Source organism: Hwanghaeella sp. LZ110 (genome assembly GCF_048892525.1).
Taxonomy (GTDB): Bacteria; Pseudomonadota; Alphaproteobacteria; order UBA8366; family Aestuariispiraceae; genus Pacificispira.
The window spans coordinates 412,017-431,625 of sequence record NZ_JBLZHT010000001.1 but is presented as its reverse complement, the minus strand read 5'-3'; the positions used below and the strand labels follow the sequence as shown (position 1 = coordinate 431,625).

Sequence of the window (19,609 nt, the reverse complement as noted above, 5' to 3'; positions counted from 1 at the left end):
CAGACCGTGATTAGCGCTCTATCTAACCCGTTAGCACCGTCCCGCCAAGCTTTGCACCAATTTTCAGGACCTCCACTTTATGCCCTATTCGTCATTGCGTGATTTTATGGACCGCCTGGAACAGGAAGGCCGCCTGGTTCGGGTGAAAGAGCCTGTGTCTACCGTTCTGGAAATGACGGAGATTCAAACGCGCCTGCTTAAGGATCGCGGACCGGCTGTGTTGTTTGAAAATCCGGTTGGGGTGGATGGCAAGCCTTGTGAGATGCCGGTCCTGGTCAATCTGTTCGGGTCGGTGGAGCGTGTCGCCTGGGGCATGGACCGGGAACCGAGCCAATTGCGCGAAGTCGGCGAAACCCTGGCCTTCCTGCGCCAGCCGGAACCTCCCGGTGGATTCAAGGAAGCCCTTGGCCTGTTGCCCCTGGTCAAACAGGTCCTTTCCATGAAGCCCAAGACGGTAAAGACCGCGCCGGTACAGGAAGTCGTTCTGACCGGGGATGATATCGACCTGTCGCGCCTGCCAATCCAGACCTGCTGGCCCGGCGAGCCCGCCCCACTGATCACCTGGCCGTTGATTGTCACACAGGGGCCCAACCCAAAGGGTGATAAAAGTGACGCGTTCAATCTGGGCATCTATCGGCTGCAGGTGACCGGCAAGGATACGACCCTGATGCGCTGGTTGAAACATCGCGGCGGGGCCCAGCATTACGCGCGCTGGAAAAAGGACCGCCCGGAGCCCCTGCCCGCCGCTGCTGTGATTGGGGCTGATCCGGGCACCATTCTGGCCGCCGTAACACCGGTACCAGACACATTGTCGGAATATCAGTTCGCCGGGCTGTTGCGGGGCAAGAAGGTCGAACTTGTCGACTGTAAAACGATCCCGCTGAAGGTTCCGGCAGAGGCGGAAATCGTTCTGGAAGGCCATGTCATGCTGGACGAGTATGGCGATGAAGGTCCCTATGGCGATCACACGGGCTATTATAATTCGGTCGAGCCCTTCCCGGTCTTTCGGGTATCGGCCATCACCATGCGTAAAAAGCCGATCTATCTGTCGACCTTCACCAGCCGCCCGCCAGACGAGCCGTCTATCCTGGGCGAGGCACTGAACGAGGTTTTTATCCCCCTGCTGCAACAACAATTCCCGGAGATTGTTGATTTCTGGTTGCCCCCCGAAGGTTGTTCCTATCGCATCGCGGTTATTTCCATGAAAAAGGCCTATCCCGGCCATGCCAAGCGGGTGATGCTGGGCGCGTGGTCCTATCTGCGCCAATTCATGTACACGAAATGGCTGATCGTGGTGGATGATGATATCAATGCGCGCGACTGGAAGGATGTGATGTGGGCCATGTCGACCCGCATGGATCCGGCGCGGGATATCACCATGATTGAAAACACGCCCATCGACTATCTGGATTTCGCATCCCCCGAAAGCGGGCTGGGGTCCAAGATTGGCCTGGATGCCACCAATAAATGGCCGCCGGAAACCAAACGGGAATGGGGCACCAAAATTCAGATGGATCAGGATGTCATCGATAAAATCGACCGCCTGTGGCCTGACCTGGGCCTACCCGGCGATGGCAAGAGTATCTGGTGATCCCAGGGTAACTTCCTGCTTGCCAAAAAATCATTTCAGGATCATTTAGGCGCTTAAGTCGTGCCCCTTGGCATGACTGCTCTTTCTAGGTCTTTAAGCATTATGTCCGATGATCGTCTGCGCGCCGAGCGGCGTTTGGATTTAGGCCTCGCCTTGGCGGGGGATGGTGACCATGCCGCTGCCGTTGAGGCCTTGCAGGCCGCTTGTGATTTGGCACCCGGTTGGGTGGAGGCCCACTTTGCCCTGGCCGAAAATCTGGAAAAGCTGCCCGGGCATGCGGCACAGGCTGAAGCCGCCTATCGCACATGCTTATCCCTGGAGCCCGCGGACCGAATGGGGGCACGCATTCGACTGACCCTGTTGGGGGCGGCCCCGACACCAGATCGCCTGCCTGCCGCCTATGTTGAGGCGCTGTTTGATCAAGAGGCGCGGCGGTTCGATTCCAAGATGAAGGACAAGCTGGATTATCGGGGGCCCGAAGCGATCGCCCAAGCGGTCCATAAAATACTGCCCGACCTGGCCCATCCTGCGCGGGTTCTGGACCTGGGTTGTGGCACGGGATTGATTGCGCCATCTTTACGGCTGGCTGCCGGTCGGCTGGATGGGCTGGACCTGTCATCGGGCATGCTGGTTCAGGCGGTGGCGACCGGCCTGTATGATTCCGTGCGCCAAGGGGACCTGCTGAACGATGCCTGGCTGATCGACGAGCAACCCTATGACCTGATCGCCGCAGGGGATGTTTTGAACTATATCGGGGACCTGGCGCCCGTCTTCCAAAGCGCGACCGCAGCATTGTCGCCGGGCGGTTTCTTCGTCTTCACCGTCGAGGCGGGCGAGGACACACAGATTGAACTGGGGGAAGGCCATCGCTATCGCCATGGCGATACCCGCCTGCGCCCCTGGATCGCCGCCGCCCTGCTTGACCTGGTCTCGTTGGAGCGGCGCGTTTTACGCCAGGAGAAGCGCCAGCCTGTCTATGGCCTGATTTGTATTACCCGCAAGCCGCCTCTACCGGTTGATATGGGCCTGCCTGTCCCCCATTTTGATCAAAAGACCGTGTGAACTGCCCCAGTCTGGACGATCCCCCTTTGAAGCGGCAGGCCTGAGCCCTATCTTAGAGATCACGAAGTGTGTTCTTTCTAAGGAGGCCACTATGTTTTTCATGAATTCTGCTGCGAAGGCGCAAAAATCCCAGATGGTCAATCCGAAGGATGCCCTGCCGGGTCGCCTGGAGAAGATGCGTGTGAACCCGATCCATCATGCATTGGGGACCCGCATTGTTGGCCCCTTCCCGGACGGCACGGAAACCGCCCTGTTTGGCCTGGGCTGTTTCTGGGGCGCTGAGCGGATCTTCTGGAAGACGCGCGGCGTCTACAGTACGGCGGTCGGCTATGCCGGCGGCTATACCGTCAACCCAACCTATCAGGAGGTCTGCAGCGGTCAGACCGGCCATAACGAAGTGGTGTTGGTCGTTTATGACCCCAGCCAGATTTCCTATGGCGATCTGGTGCGCCGGTTCTTTGAAGCGCATAACCCGACCCAGGGCATGCGCCAGGGCAATGATACCGGAACGCAATACCGGTCGGGCATCTATGTCTATGACGATGCCCAACGCACAGAAGCCGAAGCAATCAAGGGTGCCTATGAAAAAGCATTGCAGGCCAAAGGCATGGGACCGATCACGACGGAAATTGTCGACAAGCCCGACTTCTATTATGCTGAAGACTACCACCAGGCCTATTTGTCAAAGAATCCCGGCGGCTATTGTGGGCTGGGCGGCACAGGCGTGACCTGCCCTGTTATTCAGGAGCAACCGGCGGAATAGCATCCGGCACCGGGGAGTCGGGCGTCGCCTTCACCGGGATGTCTGGCCCATGATAATCCCGCACACCGGCGGAATAGGCGGCACAGGCCAGCCGGACGGTGAGCGGGATTTCTATTTTCTTCCCATCCCTTTCGCCCTTTTCATAATATTGCACGACACGGCGTTTTAACCCCAAAGCATGGGCTGCATCCTTTTGGGATAATTCGACGCTTTTGCGCCAACGCTTGAATTCAGCGGGTTTCACCGGTGTCATTCCTTTTTTCTGAGCAGGCTTAAAACAGTGTTAGTTGCGGTAACCAATTACCGTTTGTAACAATTCTCACATAAAGCGCACAAAGTGCGCGTAAATTTCCCTTGATCTGCGCACCAAGTGCGCCTATCTTCCTATCAGAAGCGCACGACGTGCGCAACCTTTAAACGATTGGTCTAGACAAAGTTCTGGGAATTCCTCCCAGCCCCGTCGGACCGGCCCGAAAGGAGGGTAGTATAATGACCACTCTGTATGTTGGTGAAAAGCACGCCTATCGCGACGAATTGTCCATTGCACGGGCAGAATCCGCGCGACAGGCTATTAATGCCCCCCGGGCCGAAACCCTGGACTGGGACGCGAAGCTGCTGTTTCGCGTGACCTGGGACGACCAAGAGCTTTACACGACCGACGATATTGCCGTGCGGCAGTTGGTTACAAAACATCCAAACTGTGATGTACGGGTAATTTCAGTCGCGTAAAGTTACGCGTAAAAACTGACAACAGAGCCGCGGCGCGGGGATGAAGAGTCCGCCTGCGGCGATGTTGTGACCAGCGCCCGGGCATCCGATTGCGCATCCTTAGGCAGAGTTTTGTTTTTCAGCGCCGTTGGTCCAGCATCATTTGCTGCAACAGCTGTCACAGCATTTTGCACTTGCGGCGCTTGCGTCTGCCGCCTTTGGGCGACATCTCCACTGTTAAACGCGCGATCGCGCTGGGCTGTGCCAGCGGGATCCTGTGCGATTTGCCGCGCACCAATCACGGACTGCGCCATGAGCAACGTATTTGATTCAACGCCTGCGACATTCATAGTGTAAGCATCCTGATGATAGTTAACGTATGCGGGGATACTTAACTGTGAGATGTTAATAAATTTCTAACGGCACAGAATTATTTTGAAATGCGCCAGATCGTTCCGCCTGTATCATCACTGACATAAATCGCCCCATCAGGCCCCACGGCAACACCGACAGGCCGACCCCAAACTTTTGCCGGTGACGGCGCATCTGGATTTGGGGCATCGACACGAAACCCCGTTAGAAAATTGATATATCGCCCGGTGGGGACACCTTCCTGAATCTCGACCCGAACCACCTTGTATCCAGTTGGCACTGCCGCATTCCAACTACCCCGCAGCGCGACCAGCGCATCATCGCGCCAGTCTGTTGGAACACCTGCATCCGCCAGAAAGGTCAGGCCAATTGGCGCGCTGTGAGACTCAAACAAAACATCCGGCAGTTTCGACTGGGCAACCAGGTCCGGGCGCCGGTCGGCATAATCCGGCTGTGGATATTGCCCGCTGTAAGCATAGGGCCAGCCATAAAAATCACCCTGTTGAACCTGTGTGAAGTAGTCTGGAACCAGGCCATCGCCCAGACCGTCGCGTTCATTCACCACGGTATAGAGTTGATCGGTGCCTGGCTTTATCGCGATTCCAACTGGATTTCGAAGGCCGCTGGCAAACGTCTCCCCGCCCTCTATCTTTCCATCTGACGCCACGGAAAACCGCTGAATCGTTGCGCGCGGGGACGGTTCTTCTGCGATATTTCCACGCGACCCAATGGATGCATACAGGGTCTTACCATCTGGGGAAAATGCAATATTGCGCGTCCAATGCCCACCGGTCCCGCCAAATACGCCGCGCGGACTCATCTCCTCAACCCGGCCCCATTGCTGTCCCCATTTCAGACGATAAAGCCGGTCCAGATCAGCAATCCATAAATACCCATCATGTAAAGCCAACCCGTGGGGGCGGTTGAAACCACTGGCAATTTCTTCACGCTGATCAGCGGTGCCATCGCCATTTCTGTCCCGCAAAAGGGTCACGACGCCCGCCCGGCTGCGCGCCACGATGACCGCACCGTCCTGATCCACGACCAGATTGCGGGCCCCCGTGATGTCCGCTGCAAACAAGGTGACCGTGTAGCCATCCGGCGCAATCGGGATACGCCCGTCCCTTGCAACGGTATCAGAACTGTTGCCAACAGACTGAGTGGCGAATGGGGCGGGCAGATCTTGGGCGCGAATTTCGAATACGTCGCCCGGCTGATCGGGTGTTTGCGCCTGCGCCATTGTTGCGCATAAGGCGATTCCCGCCGCGATAACGGATCGGCTAAAAAGCAATCGCGCTGGATACATTTTTATCTCCCATTCCATTCGTCTGCACAGGGCTTACAATCAGAATGGGGCTAAATCCTATTGCTTCAAGACCGACACACCCGGCAAATCGCGCCCTTCCATCCATTCCAGGAAGGCGCCCCCCGCCGTTGAGACATAGGTAAACTTGTCTGCCACACCGGCCGCCATCAGGGCCGCGACCGTGTCGCCCCCGCCTGCTACGGAGATCAGTTTCCCAGCCTCTGTCAATTCTGCGGCCTTCCTTGCCAGCGCCACAGTCCCGGCATCAAACGGTGGAATTTCAAACGCCCCCATCGGGCCGTTCCAGATCAAGGTTTTGCAGGATTCCAATTCTGCCGCCAGCGCGTCTGCTGTTTCCGGCCCGATATCCAGAATCATTTTATGGGCTTGAACCGCATCCAATGCGACAGATTCAGACTCTGCGCCAGACGCAAATTCCGAAGCTACCGTAACATCATGGGGCAAGCCGATCCGGCATCCAGCCGCATCCGCACGGGCCAGAATACCCCGCGCAACATCGGCCAGGTCCTTCTCGCACAGGCTTTTGGCGATGTCTTTACCCATGGCATACAGGAACGTGTTGGCCATGCCCCCGCCGATAATCAACAGATCGACCCGTTCCACCAAATGCTCCAGGACTGCTAGCTTGGTAGACACTTTCGCGCCGCCAACAATGGCAGCCACCGGGCGTTCTGGATTGCCAAGGGCTGCTTCCAGCGCTTCCAGCTCTTTTTGCATATTGCGACCGGCCAGAGCCGGCAACAAAGTGGCAATAGCGACCGTGGACGCATGGGCGCGATGAGCTGCAGAGAACGCGTCGTTTATATAAACATCACCCAGGGCAGCCAATTCCTTGGCAAATTCCATATCATTCGCTTCTTCGCCAGGATAGAACCGCAGATTTTCCAAAACGACGATTCCGTCCTTAGAGATGCTGTCGATTGCGGTTTTTGCCGTGCTGCCAATGCAATCTGTTGCAAAAGTAACAGAACGACCCAGAACCTTTCCCACGGACTTGGCGATTGGGCCCAGCGACATTTCCGGGACAGGCTTCCCCTTAGGCCGGTCGAAATGCGACATAAGAACCACGCGCGCGCCACGATCGATCAACGTATCGATGGTATCGCGCAGACGTTCAATGCGGGTCGCGTCACTGACGGTATCTCCCCGCATCGGGACATTCAGATCCGCCCGCACCAAAGCAACTTTTCCATCGAAATCAAAATCATCGAGCGTCTTGAACACGGGATACCCTTCCTGATTATGCTGAATTTTGCGACTCTCTACCCGATCGCGGCACAGGTTAAAAGCATTACCGGCGCGCATTTGTCGCAGAATAGCGATTGAGCCCGCGCAAATCCGCCCCATATCCTAAAGCGACGTATTTGGGGAGACAGCATATGTCACTATTCGGTCGCGCCCTGTTTGGGGCTGCTCAGACGTCACGGACCTTATGGTTCGGGGCGCAATATAGTCTGGCGCAACGCCTGGCCCCTCCGCTTGATGGCCCTTCTCCAGCGCCTGGAACGTTGCCCGGCTGGCCCTTAATTCTGAGAGACTTGCGCGGTTTGCAGCGCCAGGACTGGCAGAATGTGGAAAACGGCTATTACCCGCCCCCTGCAGATATTCTAGCGTCCCCGATCAAGATGCTACGCAATGCCGCACGGTTCATCAGGGATGTCCCCGCGGTCAATTTGCGGCGTCGTTTGAAAGCCAATAGTGACGTTTTTCAGGATGTCACCACGGCCCGACGCCCCCGATATTACATGCAGAATTTCCATTACCAATCTGGCGGCTGGCTGACCGATGACAGTGCCGCCCTGTATGACCATCAGGTTGAAGTTCTTTTCACAGGTGGTGCCGATGCGATGCGTCGACAGGCGCTTGTCCCGATTGGCGATTGGCTGCGCGTCCATAGGGCGGAAGGCCGGCAATTGATGGATGTCGCCTGTGGCACCGCCAGGTTCCTGCATGATGCCAAGCGCGCCCATCCCGCCCTGCACGTGATGGGCCTGGATATGAGTGAGAACTATCTGCGTAAAGCACGAAACAATCTGCGGCGCTGGCCCGGTGCGTTTTCCATGGTGCTGGGCAAGGGCGAACAGTTACCCCTGGCGGATAATATGGGGCCGGACCTGATGACCTGCATTTTTCTGTTCCATGAGTTACCGCGAAAGATACGCCGCCGCGTGATGGCGGAAATGGCCCGCGTCCTGCGACCGGGCGGGCGTTTGGTTATCGTCGATTCCATTCAGATCGGTGATCATAGCCCTTATGATAAACTGCTGGATCGTTTTCCCATGGCGTTCCATGAGCCCTATTACAGCGACTATATCCGCGACCCGCTGGAACAGTTGGGTATTGCGTCAGGCTTGCGCCACCACAACACGCGCCGCGCCTTCTTTGCCCGGGTTGTCACCTTTGACAAACCCGATAGGGCTTCCTGATCCTTCATCGTTATTTTGCCGGACCATCAGCGGTTATCGTCCGCCCGGCGGGTAAGGCATCCGCTTTTTCGTGGCGCATCAGCGAGATTTCCGTCGGCGCCGGTCCCTGTTCTATCCCATCAATACAAAACTGATCAAAAACAACGGCATAGACCGTATCGCGCACAATTTCGAAGTCGTCATATTCATCGATCCAGAAATCCACGCGATATCGATGGAACAGGCCCAGCTCGAACACCTTCACACCATCATACCGCCAGGTGTACATATCCAGCGCGTCGTTGCGGCCCAGGGCGTCTGACAATTTATCCCGGACCGGCTGTTCAGCTGCCTTGATTGAGCGTTCGACCTCATCTGGTCGATACCGTTCCGGCACAAAGAATTCAGCGCTGAACCGAACCATGTCGCCGGTGGAGAAATTCTGAATCAGGGATTCAGAGACCTGACCGTTTGGAATGCTGACATTATAGCCATCCCGGGTGCTGAGCCGCATCGTGCGCCAGGTAATGTCGGTGACCAGCCCGATCATATCCCCGACCATCACCCAATCGCCAACCTTAAAAGGGCGTTCAATATTCAACACGATGCCGGAAAAGATGTTTGCGATATTGGCCTGAATAGCCAGACCAATGATCATGGCCAGCAAGCCTGATGTCGCCAGCAGACTGGTCAATTGCTGATCAAAAACGAAGGCGATCACACCAAAGATGGCCAAAAGATAGATCGTGCCTGCCCCAAACAATCGCACCACATTGGGAATACGGCGACCTGATCGTTCCTCTATCGGAACCCAGACAAATCGCTCCAGGCTGATGACCAGAAGGCGCGCCGGTATCAGCCACCACAGGCAGTCGAAGAACAGCACGATGCCATCGGTAACCGCATCCGGCAGGGTTTGGGCGGAATAATCCAATAGCAGGGTTCCAGCAGAAATCAAAAGAACCGGCCAGCCAATCACGCGGATCCCCAAGGTCTGGAACCGCCAGAACTGACCCCGGTCCTTGCGGTCCATAATGGCTGCGAATAACAGCGCAACGACCGCAAATATAAACAGATAGACGAACCAGTTGTAAGGAATGGCATCGGCGGGATCCAAACCCGCCGGTCCCAGTATAACCCCCAGATCAATGCGCGTAAATTCAGCCGCCTGCTTTCCAAAGCCAACAAAGGCGGGGTCGCCTTCCCCCGTTCCCTGATAGACTTCCTGCGAAATCCAACTGCGCTCCGGTGCCCAATCCGGCAGGCTGGCAAAGACTCGCCGGGACTGCAGGCCATCCAGCAAAGGGTCACCGCTGGGCCCCTCACCAAACAAGGCAGCGATGTCCAGGGATGATTCATCAATGCCAAGCCACGCCAGCCAATCGGACGCCTCGTCCTCTAAGCCCGCTTCATTATTGCCGCCCGAATTGCTGACCACCAGGGGCTGTACGTCGCTGCGCGTCTTTACCAATCCCATGCCCAATACATCGGTCACATACATCAGATTGTTGCGACTGAGCAGACGATGATGGAAACCCAGCCCGGCCAAAACCGTGCCATAGGGATGCTTGATATTGGAAAACTCTGTCTTGAACTGGCCTGAGACGCGATATGACACATATTTAAGATCGCCATCCAGGCCTGTCTTGTCCGGATCGGTCAAATGGATCGGTTCAACCGCATTCAAAAAGACGACATCTTGAGGTTCGAATTCGCCGCGATATCTAAACCAGATCAGAAAATCGATCTTGTACCGATCTTCCAGTATTTGCTGATCATCACTGGGCCCTTCCCGAACCGGCTCAACATTCAACAATTGAACGCCGGTATAGACGACATTGGTCTTATACATGAATTTATCATTCACATAGAGAACCTTGCCTTCCTGAACCAGATCCAGGAAACCGGTCACGCCGCGTTCCAGAATAGGCTGTAACTGGGTCAGCGCGGAAATCATGCTGGAACCGTTATACAGACCAATCTGAACACTGGTTGTATTTGCCCCATTCTTTCCGAAATACCGTTCCCCTGCGACAACACGATGGCTGCGTTCCGGATGGTCCAGACCTGCCAGGAAATCCCGGACTGCACCCCGCAATGCACCGATATCCGCTGCATCCGCCGGGACTTCGTCAGACGGGCTTTGCCCAATATCTGCGATAATGCCATCCACGGCCATCCGGGCTGCGTCATAGGAGAATGCCGCGACCCAATCCGGGGCGGTGCCATATCGTGCCAAATGGTCTGTTCGGAAGTTCTGGGCAACTTCTGTCGCTGTATCAAACAACAGCGGTGTCGTGACAAAGATGCCATTGGTAATGGAGGCTGCGGGCTCCCCTTCCGGCAGGATCGACTGAACTTCGGAGACAAAGGCACCTGTCGCCATGTTGGAAAGGCCGACAATGCCATTGCGGACGCGGCCCTGCCGCAGCCCGGTCACGATCCGCGCGGCCTGGGGCGCACCGCCCTGAACGAAAATGTCGCCCGTCAGTTTCTTGTCGCGCATTTCTTGTGCAATGGCGGTTGCACGATCTGACAGGGCTCCCAAATCATTTGGATTATAGGACCAGAAATTAAGGACCTTGGTCCCAAACCGGCGATACGTCGCATCGAACGCCTCTGCCAGCATGCGCCCGCGCGCAGTGTCTTCATGAATGATAGACACCGTTTCCTGACCGATCACATTGCGCAAATAATTCGCCAGAAACCGCGTCTGGGACAATTCATCATAGACGGTGTGAAATACCCATTGGGTGTCAGATGCCGCATCGCTGTGCGCCGTCGTTGGCGCGGTGGATATCATCGGCACGCCAGCGGCTTCATAGATCGGTTCCGCAGCCGCGGTTGCCTGTGGGCTCCAATGACCAATGACCGCAACAACATCCGTGCGCGCCGCAAGATTGCGGGCGGCTTCAACAGCGTCGGCGACCGTATTCCCGTCGTTGATTCCTTCAACCACGACGGCGCGCCCCCGAATCCCGCCGGATTCATTCACCAGATCAGCGGCCAGTTCTGCGCCACGCACCATGGTCGCGCCAATCGCAGCATCTGGCCCTTCCATCGGGCCAACGACCGCCAGACGAAACGGATTGTTGTAATCCAGGTCCAGAACGGTGACCCGTGTTATCAAGGAAAATACCCCTGCGATCGTGGCCATCGCCAGCAAGATCACCAGGAACATATTCCGCTTGGTCATCGGCCAATTGCCGAAAACCGTTCGCCATACTGATTGAAACACGAGCCCGCCCCTAAAAAGTAACCCCAATTGCACCGCGATGGCTGGGGGCCAGTCTTACCTTGGAGCCCGTTTTAGACAACCGTCACGTCAATGTGCTGGGTTATTGTATCTGTTCCGTCGGAAATCTCCACCGTGAAGGTGTCATGACCTGTAGGCGACCCATCATGAGAATAGACAAAGGTGTTTCCATCCAGATTCAACGACCCATGATCCGGTCCCGCCGCAATCGCATAAGACAGATGATCACCATCCACATCGCCGCCCAACAGCAGACCCTTGTAGTTTCCAGCGCTGCTGACGGAAAAGTCTACCATATTCTCACGACCATCGTCCCCGGTCACCGTCCCGTGGATACCATTTACGGAATTATCCAGAACGGTATTGCCTGAATTCTCGTTGAAGGTCCAATAGCCGACAAGGCCATTTTCCCCGCCCGTCAATTCCCGTGTCATGGATTGTTGAATTTCCGCCTCACTGCGCGCCGTGTTCCAAACACGGACATCATCCAGCGCCCCTTCATAATTTTCACCCAGCCCATCGCTGCGGGCACCAAGTGCCAAGGGTTCGGCGGTAGTGATCGCGCCATTGTTGAATGTGCTGGAATAGCCCGGCTCGGTGCTCCAGCCCGATCCATCCCCATCCAGATACCCTCGAATTTCGCTGGTGGCGCCGGACTGATCAATGACCATGGCAACATGATGCCATCCCTCGTTCAGGCCGGTCAGGGAAATTTCGGATTCCCCCTTGCTGCCGGGATCGAGCGTCGCAGTGCGCACCAGCAATGTGTCATCGTTGATCAAGATAGAATAGCCGATATCATCAGAATTCTGCGTATTCCCCTTGGATACAAGGTAATCCAGATCATTGGTCGCAGCCGACCCGGCCCAGTAGAACCAGGCCTCTACGGTCAGGCTGCCATTGCCAGGATCCAGCGCGGCGTTGTGATCAATATAAACCGCATTGGTTCCATCAAAGGCAAAGGCATTCTGCGAATCAATCCCATCGCCAAAGCCGGGAATAGAGGCAATGTCGGAATCTACGTCATGGGAGACCCCATCAAACGTTCCCGCATGATCGGTGACCGGGTCTCCATTCGTAATGGGGTCTGAGAAATCATACAGCGCGCGAAGTCCACTTTCCGTACCATCCGCCTGTACCAGATAATTGTCCGCAATCTGTTGAGCCGTACGTGCCGTGTCCCAAATACGGAACTCAGCCAATTGACCATCCATATACTGCTGTCCACCATCCCAGATAAGAGCCCCGATGGAAGCATTATTCACCAAAGATTCCGTAACCGGCGGAATCGAAAATCCTATTCCGCCAGAACCGGCAAGAGTAGAGTCATGTTGTCCATCAATGTACAGATTTGCCTCAGCCGCCGTGAAAGTTACCGCAATATGGTGCCACTCACCGGTATTCAGTGACGACGAACTGGTGATGGTTCCGCTGCCATTATGGGATTTGTAGGTCACGGCGCCGTTTTCCACAGACAAGAGTGCCATCGTATTGGTGAAATTCGCCTGTTGAGAGAATATCCGTGCCTGGGTGTTGCTATCCAGATAGACCCAGGTTTCGATGGTTCCTGCTGTCATTCCGTTAACCAGCGAGGGGGGCACATCAACATAGCTATTTGCACCGGTAAAGTTGGCGCTGGGTACAACACTGTCACCATGACCCATCGGAGGTGTATTGTTGAGGAATGGGGTCGTGACATTGACCGCGATCTGTTGATTTGTGACGCCGCCCTGACCGTCCGATACCTGCAGGGTGAATTCATCCCCTCCGACATAGTTGGGATTGGGGGTATAGGCAAAAGTACCGTCCGGATTGACCACAACAAATCCATTGCTGGCATTGGTCAGCACAGAATAGCTGAGCGGATCGCCATTCCCGTCACTGGCCAGCAGTGAACTGTTTGCGACATCACCCTCTGCAACCGTCAACAAGGGCACGATGTTGCTGCCAGCGCTCAGGGCGACGGGATTGCTGTTGCCGGTCTGGTCCGGAACTTCGCCGTTAAACGACCCTTCAAAATTATACAGCGCCACCAGGCCCGGCTCATTTGGTGGATCGGCAATTTCAGCGCCGATATGGGATTGGATTTCCCCTTCAGACAAGGCCACATCCCAAACACGCAGATCATCGATAAGACCCTGAAAATCCCGGCTGCCAATATTGTCATCACCGATATTCCAGGGGCTGTCATTTGTCGGCCCCATGGTGAAGGGGGCATCGGACATCAGGATACCGTCGATGTAAATTTTCAAATTGGCCCCGTCATAGGTGACGCCAATATCATACCATGTGTTTGGTTGAAGTATGTTGGGAGGGGTCGACGGTTCAACACTGACATTCCAGACGCGAATGGCACCATCCGCCATATGCAGCCTAAAGGGTGAGGAATCGACCACATTGGTGTCTGACTTATCAAACAGGGTCTGCAACCTGTTCACATCATCAGAAGTCTTGATCCGTAATTCGACCGACATCGGGGTTGCCCCGCCGAAATCCAAGGCGGCCGAATGGGCGATGGTGGATTTGCTGTCGACCCCATCCTGTATAAGGGCCCCGGTCGAGTTCTGAACGGCCGTTACGATTGGCGCGACATTGGGGATTTCCTGAACCTGTACCGCAACAGTGCTGACAACCGGTGTCACGCCGCCATCATTAACGGTGATATCCACATTGGCCGTGCCAAAAAAGCCTGGATCGCCGGTAAAGCTGGCCGTATCCATCGCCGCGCGAACATCAGCTGCAAGGCCTGTAATTGAGACACCATTCCCCGACGGCACAATAAACGCGCCCCCGCCACCAGCATTGGCGGAAATCGATCCCTGAGCACTGGTCAGGGTTACCGTCAATACGTCGCCATCAACATTTGCGATATCGATATCCGCCAGAGAAATCGGCTGATCTTCCAATCCGGAAATCGCATCAACCCCACCAGAGGTCAGGCTGGCATTGTTGAGAACCAGGTCAGGGGCACCATCCACCGCACTGACCATAGAGCCGTCCATCCGGTAATCCGCAATCAGATCAGGATTGATTGCAGGATCCAATTCCTGCCCCATGACCGCATTGATTTCCGCCTGACTGCGCACAGAATCCCAGATGCGCACGCCATCAATCTGACCGTCCAACGCTTGCGACGACTGGAAGTCACCGCCAACCGCATCCTGATCTGCGCCCAACACTAAGGTTCCCCCCGCCTCTAGGGCTGCGGTCGCCGGAAGGGTCGCAACAGGATTGCCATCCACATAAAACACCGTGTCCCCGCCATTTGGCCCAAAGGACAGCGCCAGATGATGCCAGGCATCATCGGTCACATTGACGGTCGTGATCGTCTCAAGATTGGTATTGTTCAGCCAAATGTTGATATCGCCGCCCGTCAGGGTGATCCATAACTCATTGGCAGACCCCGGCACTGCATAGGAAGCAACAGCGCCTGCCTGGTCGGCTGTTTTCAACCAAAGCTCTACGGTCCCTTGCGCCGTCGGGAATGTGTTGAAATTTTCAGCTATGGCGAAGGAGAAACTGGCATCGTCACCATTGGAGCCACCACCGGTCACATTCAGGACTTCCGGCGCAGAAATGACCGTCGCATCCTCAATCGGGGCGACAATGATATCAAAACTGGAATTGGTCGTGACCGTCCCATCATTCACAGACAGGCTGACTGGAACCAATCCATTGGCATTGTCTTCTGGCGTATAGGTCAGGGTCGCCAGGGCCGCATTGATCTGCGCGGCAGTACCGGAAACGGTCACAGAAGTTGACCCACTGTTTTGCAACGTGGCCCCGGCCCCACCATCGGTTAAATCCAGGATACCGTCCGGAACATCAACCGTGACTGTCAGGTCGTCGCCGTCAACATCCCCAACTTTCAACCCATTGATCGCAATTACTGTGTCTTCAAAACCTGCTGCATTCGCCGAAACATTCGTGGATATCCGAAGGTTATCGACGCCCCAGCTTTCGTCACCAATTTCTTGGTTCAGCGTGGAACTGAAGCCCAGCGTAACGATCTTATTCCCCAGCCCGTCATCTGGGAACGCAGCCAATTGCGCCGCGCTCAGGCTAAATCTTACGCCGTAAACCTGATCATTAAATGCGGCCAGACCTAAATCCGCATCCTCAAGCGTCTTCAGCGTGAAATTCGCATCACTTTGATCCCCGACCTGCCCGAAGACTTTTTGAAGGATCGGATCGCCATTGATCGAAACCGTGAAGGTTTCATCATCCCAGGAATCCATCTCGTAGAAATCAAAGCTGAAGCTGACGCCATTTGCCCCATTTGGAATGATGAAGGCTTTTTCTGTCGCGCCGCCCTGACCGAAATTCCCCAGGAATTGGGTTAATCCATCAACCGTCGTTACGGTCGTATCCGACCAGCCATTCGCACCGGATTCAAAATTTTCATTGGTGATTGTAACACCCGTCGTCACGAAACGCGGTGCATCATTCGCCCCGGTGACCACCACACTGGCGATATTGGGCACGGAGCCCCCGTCACCATCAACTACGTTATAAGTGACAGACAGTGCCACCTGTTCCCCATCATCCAGATATCCGAATTGACTGGAATTAATCGTCAATTGTCCGGTGTCATTGTCGATGGAGAAAGAAACGATATGGCCATCATCGGATGTTACAGCAACCGAGGCTGTGTCCAGGTTTGTCCCATCGTCAATATCGCTGGCCCCTGTCAGCAGGTCGATTGCGAGCGAACCACTATCTTCAGTCACAGGTGCGACAGCAATCGGGCCAGCAACCAAGGGCACATCATTGCTGCCATTCACGGTCACATCGACGGTGGACACAGACGTCAATCCGCCGGGATCGGTTACCGTGTAGGAAATCTGCACGACCGTATGTTGACCAACCGCAAGGGATTCGAAGTCGGTGCCAGGATCGTATTGAATTTGATTGCCGACGATGCTGACCGTGCCTTGCCCCGGGGCGACGGAAGCCGCCGTCAAAGAAAGGGACGCCGTCGCATTATCAACATCCGTATCATTGGCGATAACATCAATCGTCTTGACCGTATTCTCAGACGTTGAACTGACATCCGCGACGGCAATCGGGCTGTCATTGGTCCCGGTGATCGTAACGGTGATATCCTGGAACGCTGTCGTTCCTTGATCATCGGTCACGGTGACACGGAAGACTTCCGTCGCCGTTTCGCCAGCGGTCAGATTATCAAAACTTCCCTCTGGCACTGTGTAATCCCAGGAAACAGTGCCCGTCGCACCCACAGCCGGTGTCGTAATCGCTGCAGTCAAAATCCCCGCGACGCCAAACGAGGGGGTGACATTTACTGTATGCGTGCCATCCGCATCCACATCGATGAATTTAAGCTCTCCAGCAGCGGTCAAATCGGGATCACCGGGCTCCGCATTATCGGTTGCTTCCGTCGCAGCACCTGTCACGGTGCTGTCCGCCAGATCAATTACCGGCACATCGTTTGTGCCCGTCACGACCACAGAAACGGTGCTGGAGGCAGACCCGCCAACCCCATCAGACACGGTATAGGAAATTGCAATGCTTTCCGTATCCCCGGCGTCCAGATCATCAAAATCGGTTCCGGGGTTGAATGTCACCACAGGTCCGGCGATTTGAACGGTACCCTTGCCTTGTGGCACACTGGCTGCGGTAATGGTTAAAGGTTGACCATCCGGATCGTAGTCATTGCTCAGGACAGACAGGGACAAGGTCTGGTTTTCGGTCCCGGCCCCGGTATCGCTGGTCACAATGGGATTCAGATTAACCGGCGTTGTGGTCTGGGTCGGTGCCGTATCCTGTGATGTTGTCTGGGATGTCGTCCGTGTCGGTGTGGTCGTTGTCGACGGGCCAAAACTGCTGGGCGTGTAGGACGGCGTGGTGTTGCCGAACGGTCCTGGATTGAGGTTATTCTCAAAATTTGGCCCACGCGGCGACGAATTATTGGTATTCGTATTCCCACCGGCTGCGGATTCAATCTCCTGCAAGGCCGCGATTTCTTCATCCGTTGGCTGATCCGACCCGCCCCCTTCCGGCGCAGGGTCTTCAGTCTGATTCTGGGTGTTCCCCTGTTCTTCGGTCCCGGTCCCGGCATCCGCCACCTGAATGGTTTCGGTCACGCCTTGACCCGTAGCCTCATCATCGCCGGTGGCGGTGTCGGAATTTTCGCCCTCGCCAGGGCCCTGGGCAACCTGTTCAACGGATTCCGCAGTATCGGACTCGGTTTGTGGATCCGCGCCATCTTCACCGGTCTCGGTCTTGGTATCCTCAGAGGCGACTTGCTGTTGCGTCTCCTGAGAGGGGGCAGCTTCTTCGTCACTTGTCGTCTGTTGAGGGGCGGTTTGGTCCGTGCTGGCCTGTTGTGATGTCGCAGGCCCGGTGTTTCCACCAGATGGCTGACCCGACGAATCTGCCGTTGTCGTCGCGGCAGGTTGCGATGTGCCGGTATCGCCAGTGGCTGCGCCATCCGCGGTTTGCTGTTGTCCAGCCTGATCTTGTCCAGCCTGTTCTTGTCCGGCCTGAGTCTGGCTGCCCTGATCCGTCGTTTCACCGCCGGTCGTGCCGGTCGCATCGGCGACGGCCTGGGCCAGATTAACATCTTTTGCGGCATCGCCCCCTTGCGCCAATGCGGTTGCGGCGGGATCAGAAGGCACGGATTGATTTTGACTGGTCGTATCTGCTGCCTGTTGCGCATCCGCTGCCCCGGCCAATGCATCGCCGGGTGCCTGACCATCCGCCAGAGAGGATATCAGTTCCTCCCCGAACGCATCGCCCTGACCGGCATTCGCCATGGCGTCATCGACATTATCACCAGAAGCCAGGGATGCCGCCAATTGATCCGCAGGGGACAAGGGCACGTCCTGGGCCTGCGCGACTGCTGCGGCTTCCTGTGCCGCTTGCTGGGCATCATTCATTGCATTGACGGGAGATTCCCCCGATGCAAGGCTTTGTTCCAGCGCATCCGCAAAATCAGAATTACCGCTTAATTGCGCAAGAGTTTCCGCATCCGCGCCATTGGCCAGGGCGGCGGCCAATTTATCAGCAGCCGACAGCGGAACAGATTGCGCATCCGCATTGGCGTCTTGCTGCTGTTGAGCACTATCGGCCTCCGCTAAAGCCTGCCCAGCGTCATTCCCAGCGGCCAGAGACTGTTCCAGCGTCGCGGCGAACGCCTCACCACCGCCCGCCTCTTGCAGCGCATTGGCAACATTTTCACCCTGCGCCAGGGATTGAGCCAACCGGCCCGCCGCATCCAGATCAACTTCTCCGGCCTGCTTTGCTGCTGCCGTATCCGTTGCGGCCTGTGTCGCATCCGCCAGTGCGTCATCGGCCCCCATTCCCTGAGACAAGGCGGCTTCCAGATTATCTGCAAAGGCATTCGCATCGCCACCGGCCAAACGGGCGGCATCTGACAGGGCGTCCCCAACATTGTCGCCATTGGCCAACGAGGAGAGGATGGAATTTTCAACTGGGACGGATGCCTGTTGCTGGCTGGTCAATTGCGCGTCGGCGGCAACAGAGGCCGAGTCCAGCGCCGCTTGCGGGCTGCTGCCTTGCGCCAGAGATTCCTGCAATTCGGACAAGAAGGCCGCCTCAATAGCGGCGGGGTCCTGGGGAGCATCGCCATTAGCAATCATGTCGCCAACGACCCGGGAAACGGCTTCTTCTACGCCCTGACCGGAAGCAATCGCCGCCAGCAGTGCATCTGCCGGAGACTGGCCCTGCGCAGCGTCAAATGTGTCAATCGATTGCTGCATCGCCTGTTCGGCATAGTCCACCGCATCACGGGGGGCTCGGTTCGAAAGAAATACTTCGTTCTGGAAGGTCTCAAGAAAAACATCAGCCGCCTGATCTGCTGCGGCAGTGCTGGCCCCGGCATCGATAGCGGCTTCGCGCATGGACTCGCGGACCGCATTCAGCGCTTCTTCAACATTCTCCCCAGCTGAGATCGCGATTAGAAGGTTGTCAAAAACATCTGTTGGCAGGCCAGCTATGCTGGACGCCCCCCCTTGAGCCTGAACATCCTCAATCGTATCAGCCATCGATTTTAGTCCCCGTTTCCCAGCGGAATCCGAATTGGAGCGCTTGGCAGTTTACATCAGTTACTAGCCCAATTCCCTACATTTTAGCCTAAAACACC

The 19,609-nt window shown here is 56.1% G+C and carries 11 protein-coding genes; 5 read left to right on the top strand and 6 right to left on the bottom strand.

Features of this window, described 5'->3' with window-relative positions:
* Positions 1–79: 79 nt before the first annotated feature.
* The 3 genes from ACOSDM_RS01875 to msrA all read left to right on the top strand — a co-directional run bounded on the left by ACOSDM_RS01875 (position 80) and on the right by msrA (position 3,416).
* A complete protein-coding gene (locus tag ACOSDM_RS01875; RefSeq protein WP_420722775.1) occupies positions 80–1,591 on the top strand; it encodes a UbiD family decarboxylase in 1,512 nt (503 codons plus the stop codon).
* A 102-nt stretch (positions 1,592–1,693) separates the two neighbouring features.
* Positions 1,694–2,653: a methyltransferase domain-containing protein gene (locus ACOSDM_RS01870; RefSeq protein WP_420722774.1), complete on the top strand. Its 960-nt coding sequence runs from the start codon at positions 1,694–1,696 to the stop codon at positions 2,651–2,653.
* Between the two features lie 100 nt (positions 2,654–2,753).
* Positions 2,754–3,416 (top strand): peptide-methionine (S)-S-oxide reductase MsrA, encoded by a 663-nt coding sequence (gene msrA / locus ACOSDM_RS01865; RefSeq protein ID WP_420723125.1) that lies wholly within the window; start codon positions 2,754–2,756, stop codon positions 3,414–3,416.
* Here the strand turns inward: msrA and ACOSDM_RS01860 are convergent.
* Positions 3,391–3,660, bottom strand: coding sequence for a helix-turn-helix domain-containing protein (locus tag ACOSDM_RS01860; protein WP_420722773.1), 270 nt, complete (start codon positions 3,658–3,660; stop codon positions 3,391–3,393). The two genes, msrA and ACOSDM_RS01860, sit on opposite strands and share 26 nt — an antisense overlap.
* A 245-nt stretch (positions 3,661–3,905) precedes the next feature.
* On the opposite strand from ACOSDM_RS01860, the gene ACOSDM_RS01855 reads away from it, so the two are divergent.
* Positions 3,906–4,145: a hypothetical protein gene (locus ACOSDM_RS01855; protein WP_420722772.1), complete on the top strand. Its 240-nt coding sequence runs from the start codon at positions 3,906–3,908 to the stop codon at positions 4,143–4,145.
* Between the two features lie 2 nt (positions 4,146–4,147).
* Here ACOSDM_RS01855 and ACOSDM_RS01850 read toward each other — a convergent pair whose 3' ends face one another.
* The 3 genes from ACOSDM_RS01850 to ACOSDM_RS01840 form a co-directional block, all read right to left on the bottom strand.
* The gene (locus tag ACOSDM_RS01850) at positions 4,148–4,474 is read right to left on the bottom strand and encodes a hypothetical protein (RefSeq protein ID WP_420722771.1); all 327 of its coding nucleotides are present in this window, start codon (positions 4,472–4,474) and stop codon (positions 4,148–4,150) included.
* A gap of 80 nt (positions 4,475–4,554) precedes the next feature.
* The gene (locus tag ACOSDM_RS01845) at positions 4,555–5,802 is read right to left on the bottom strand and encodes a PQQ-dependent sugar dehydrogenase (protein ID WP_420722770.1); all 1,248 of its coding nucleotides are present in this window, start codon (positions 5,800–5,802) and stop codon (positions 4,555–4,557) included.
* Positions 5,803–5,859: 57 nt separating this feature from the next.
* Complete coding sequence (locus ACOSDM_RS01840) at positions 5,860–7,047, bottom strand: phosphoglycerate kinase (RefSeq protein ID WP_420722769.1); 1,188 nt, start codon at positions 7,045–7,047, stop codon at positions 5,860–5,862.
* Positions 7,048–7,202: 155 nt separating this feature from the next.
* On the opposite strand from ACOSDM_RS01840, the gene ACOSDM_RS01835 reads away from it, so the two are divergent.
* Positions 7,203–8,249: a class I SAM-dependent methyltransferase gene (locus ACOSDM_RS01835; RefSeq protein ID WP_420722768.1), complete on the top strand. Its 1,047-nt coding sequence runs from the start codon at positions 7,203–7,205 to the stop codon at positions 8,247–8,249.
* Positions 8,250–8,259: 10 nt separating this feature from the next.
* Here the strand turns inward: ACOSDM_RS01835 and ACOSDM_RS01830 are convergent, their stop codons facing one another.
* Both ACOSDM_RS01830 and ACOSDM_RS01825 read right to left on the bottom strand, forming a co-directional pair.
* Complete coding sequence (locus tag ACOSDM_RS01830) at positions 8,260–11,466, bottom strand: ABC transporter substrate-binding protein (RefSeq protein WP_420722767.1); 3,207 nt, start codon at positions 11,464–11,466, stop codon at positions 8,260–8,262.
* 71 nt (positions 11,467–11,537) lie between these two features.
* Positions 11,538–19,511, bottom strand: a complete 7,974-nt coding sequence (locus ACOSDM_RS01825) for a LamG-like jellyroll fold domain-containing protein (RefSeq protein WP_420722766.1) — start codon at positions 19,509–19,511, stop codon at positions 11,538–11,540.
* Between the last annotated feature and the right edge of the window lie 98 nt (positions 19,512–19,609).

What these genes read in the sequence shown, in the direction of transcription:
- ACOSDM_RS01870 (WP_420722774.1), top strand. Translation starts at nt 1,694, where the DNA reads ATGTCCGATGATCGTCTGCGCGCCGAGCGGCGTTTGGATTTAGGCCTC.
- msrA (WP_420723125.1), top strand. Translation starts at nt 2,754, where the DNA reads ATGAATTCTGCTGCGAAGGCGCAAAAATCCCAGATGGTCAATCCGAAG.
- ACOSDM_RS01835 (WP_420722768.1), top strand. Translation starts at nt 7,203, where the DNA reads ATGTCACTATTCGGTCGCGCCCTGTTTGGGGCTGCTCAGACGTCACGG.
- ACOSDM_RS01855 (WP_420722772.1), top strand. Translation starts at nt 3,906, where the DNA reads ATGACCACTCTGTATGTTGGTGAAAAGCACGCCTATCGCGACGAATTG.
- ACOSDM_RS01845 (WP_420722770.1), bottom strand. Translation starts at nt 5,802, where the DNA reads ATGTATCCAGCGCGATTGCTTTTTAGCCGATCCGTTATCGCGGCGGGA.
- ACOSDM_RS01875 (WP_420722775.1), top strand. Translation starts at nt 80, where the DNA reads ATGCCCTATTCGTCATTGCGTGATTTTATGGACCGCCTGGAACAGGAA.
- ACOSDM_RS01825 (WP_420722766.1), bottom strand. Translation starts at nt 19,511, where the DNA reads ATGGCTGATACGATTGAGGATGTTCAGGCTCAAGGGGGGGCGTCCAGC.
- ACOSDM_RS01850 (WP_420722771.1), bottom strand. Translation starts at nt 4,474, where the DNA reads ATGAATGTCGCAGGCGTTGAATCAAATACGTTGCTCATGGCGCAGTCC.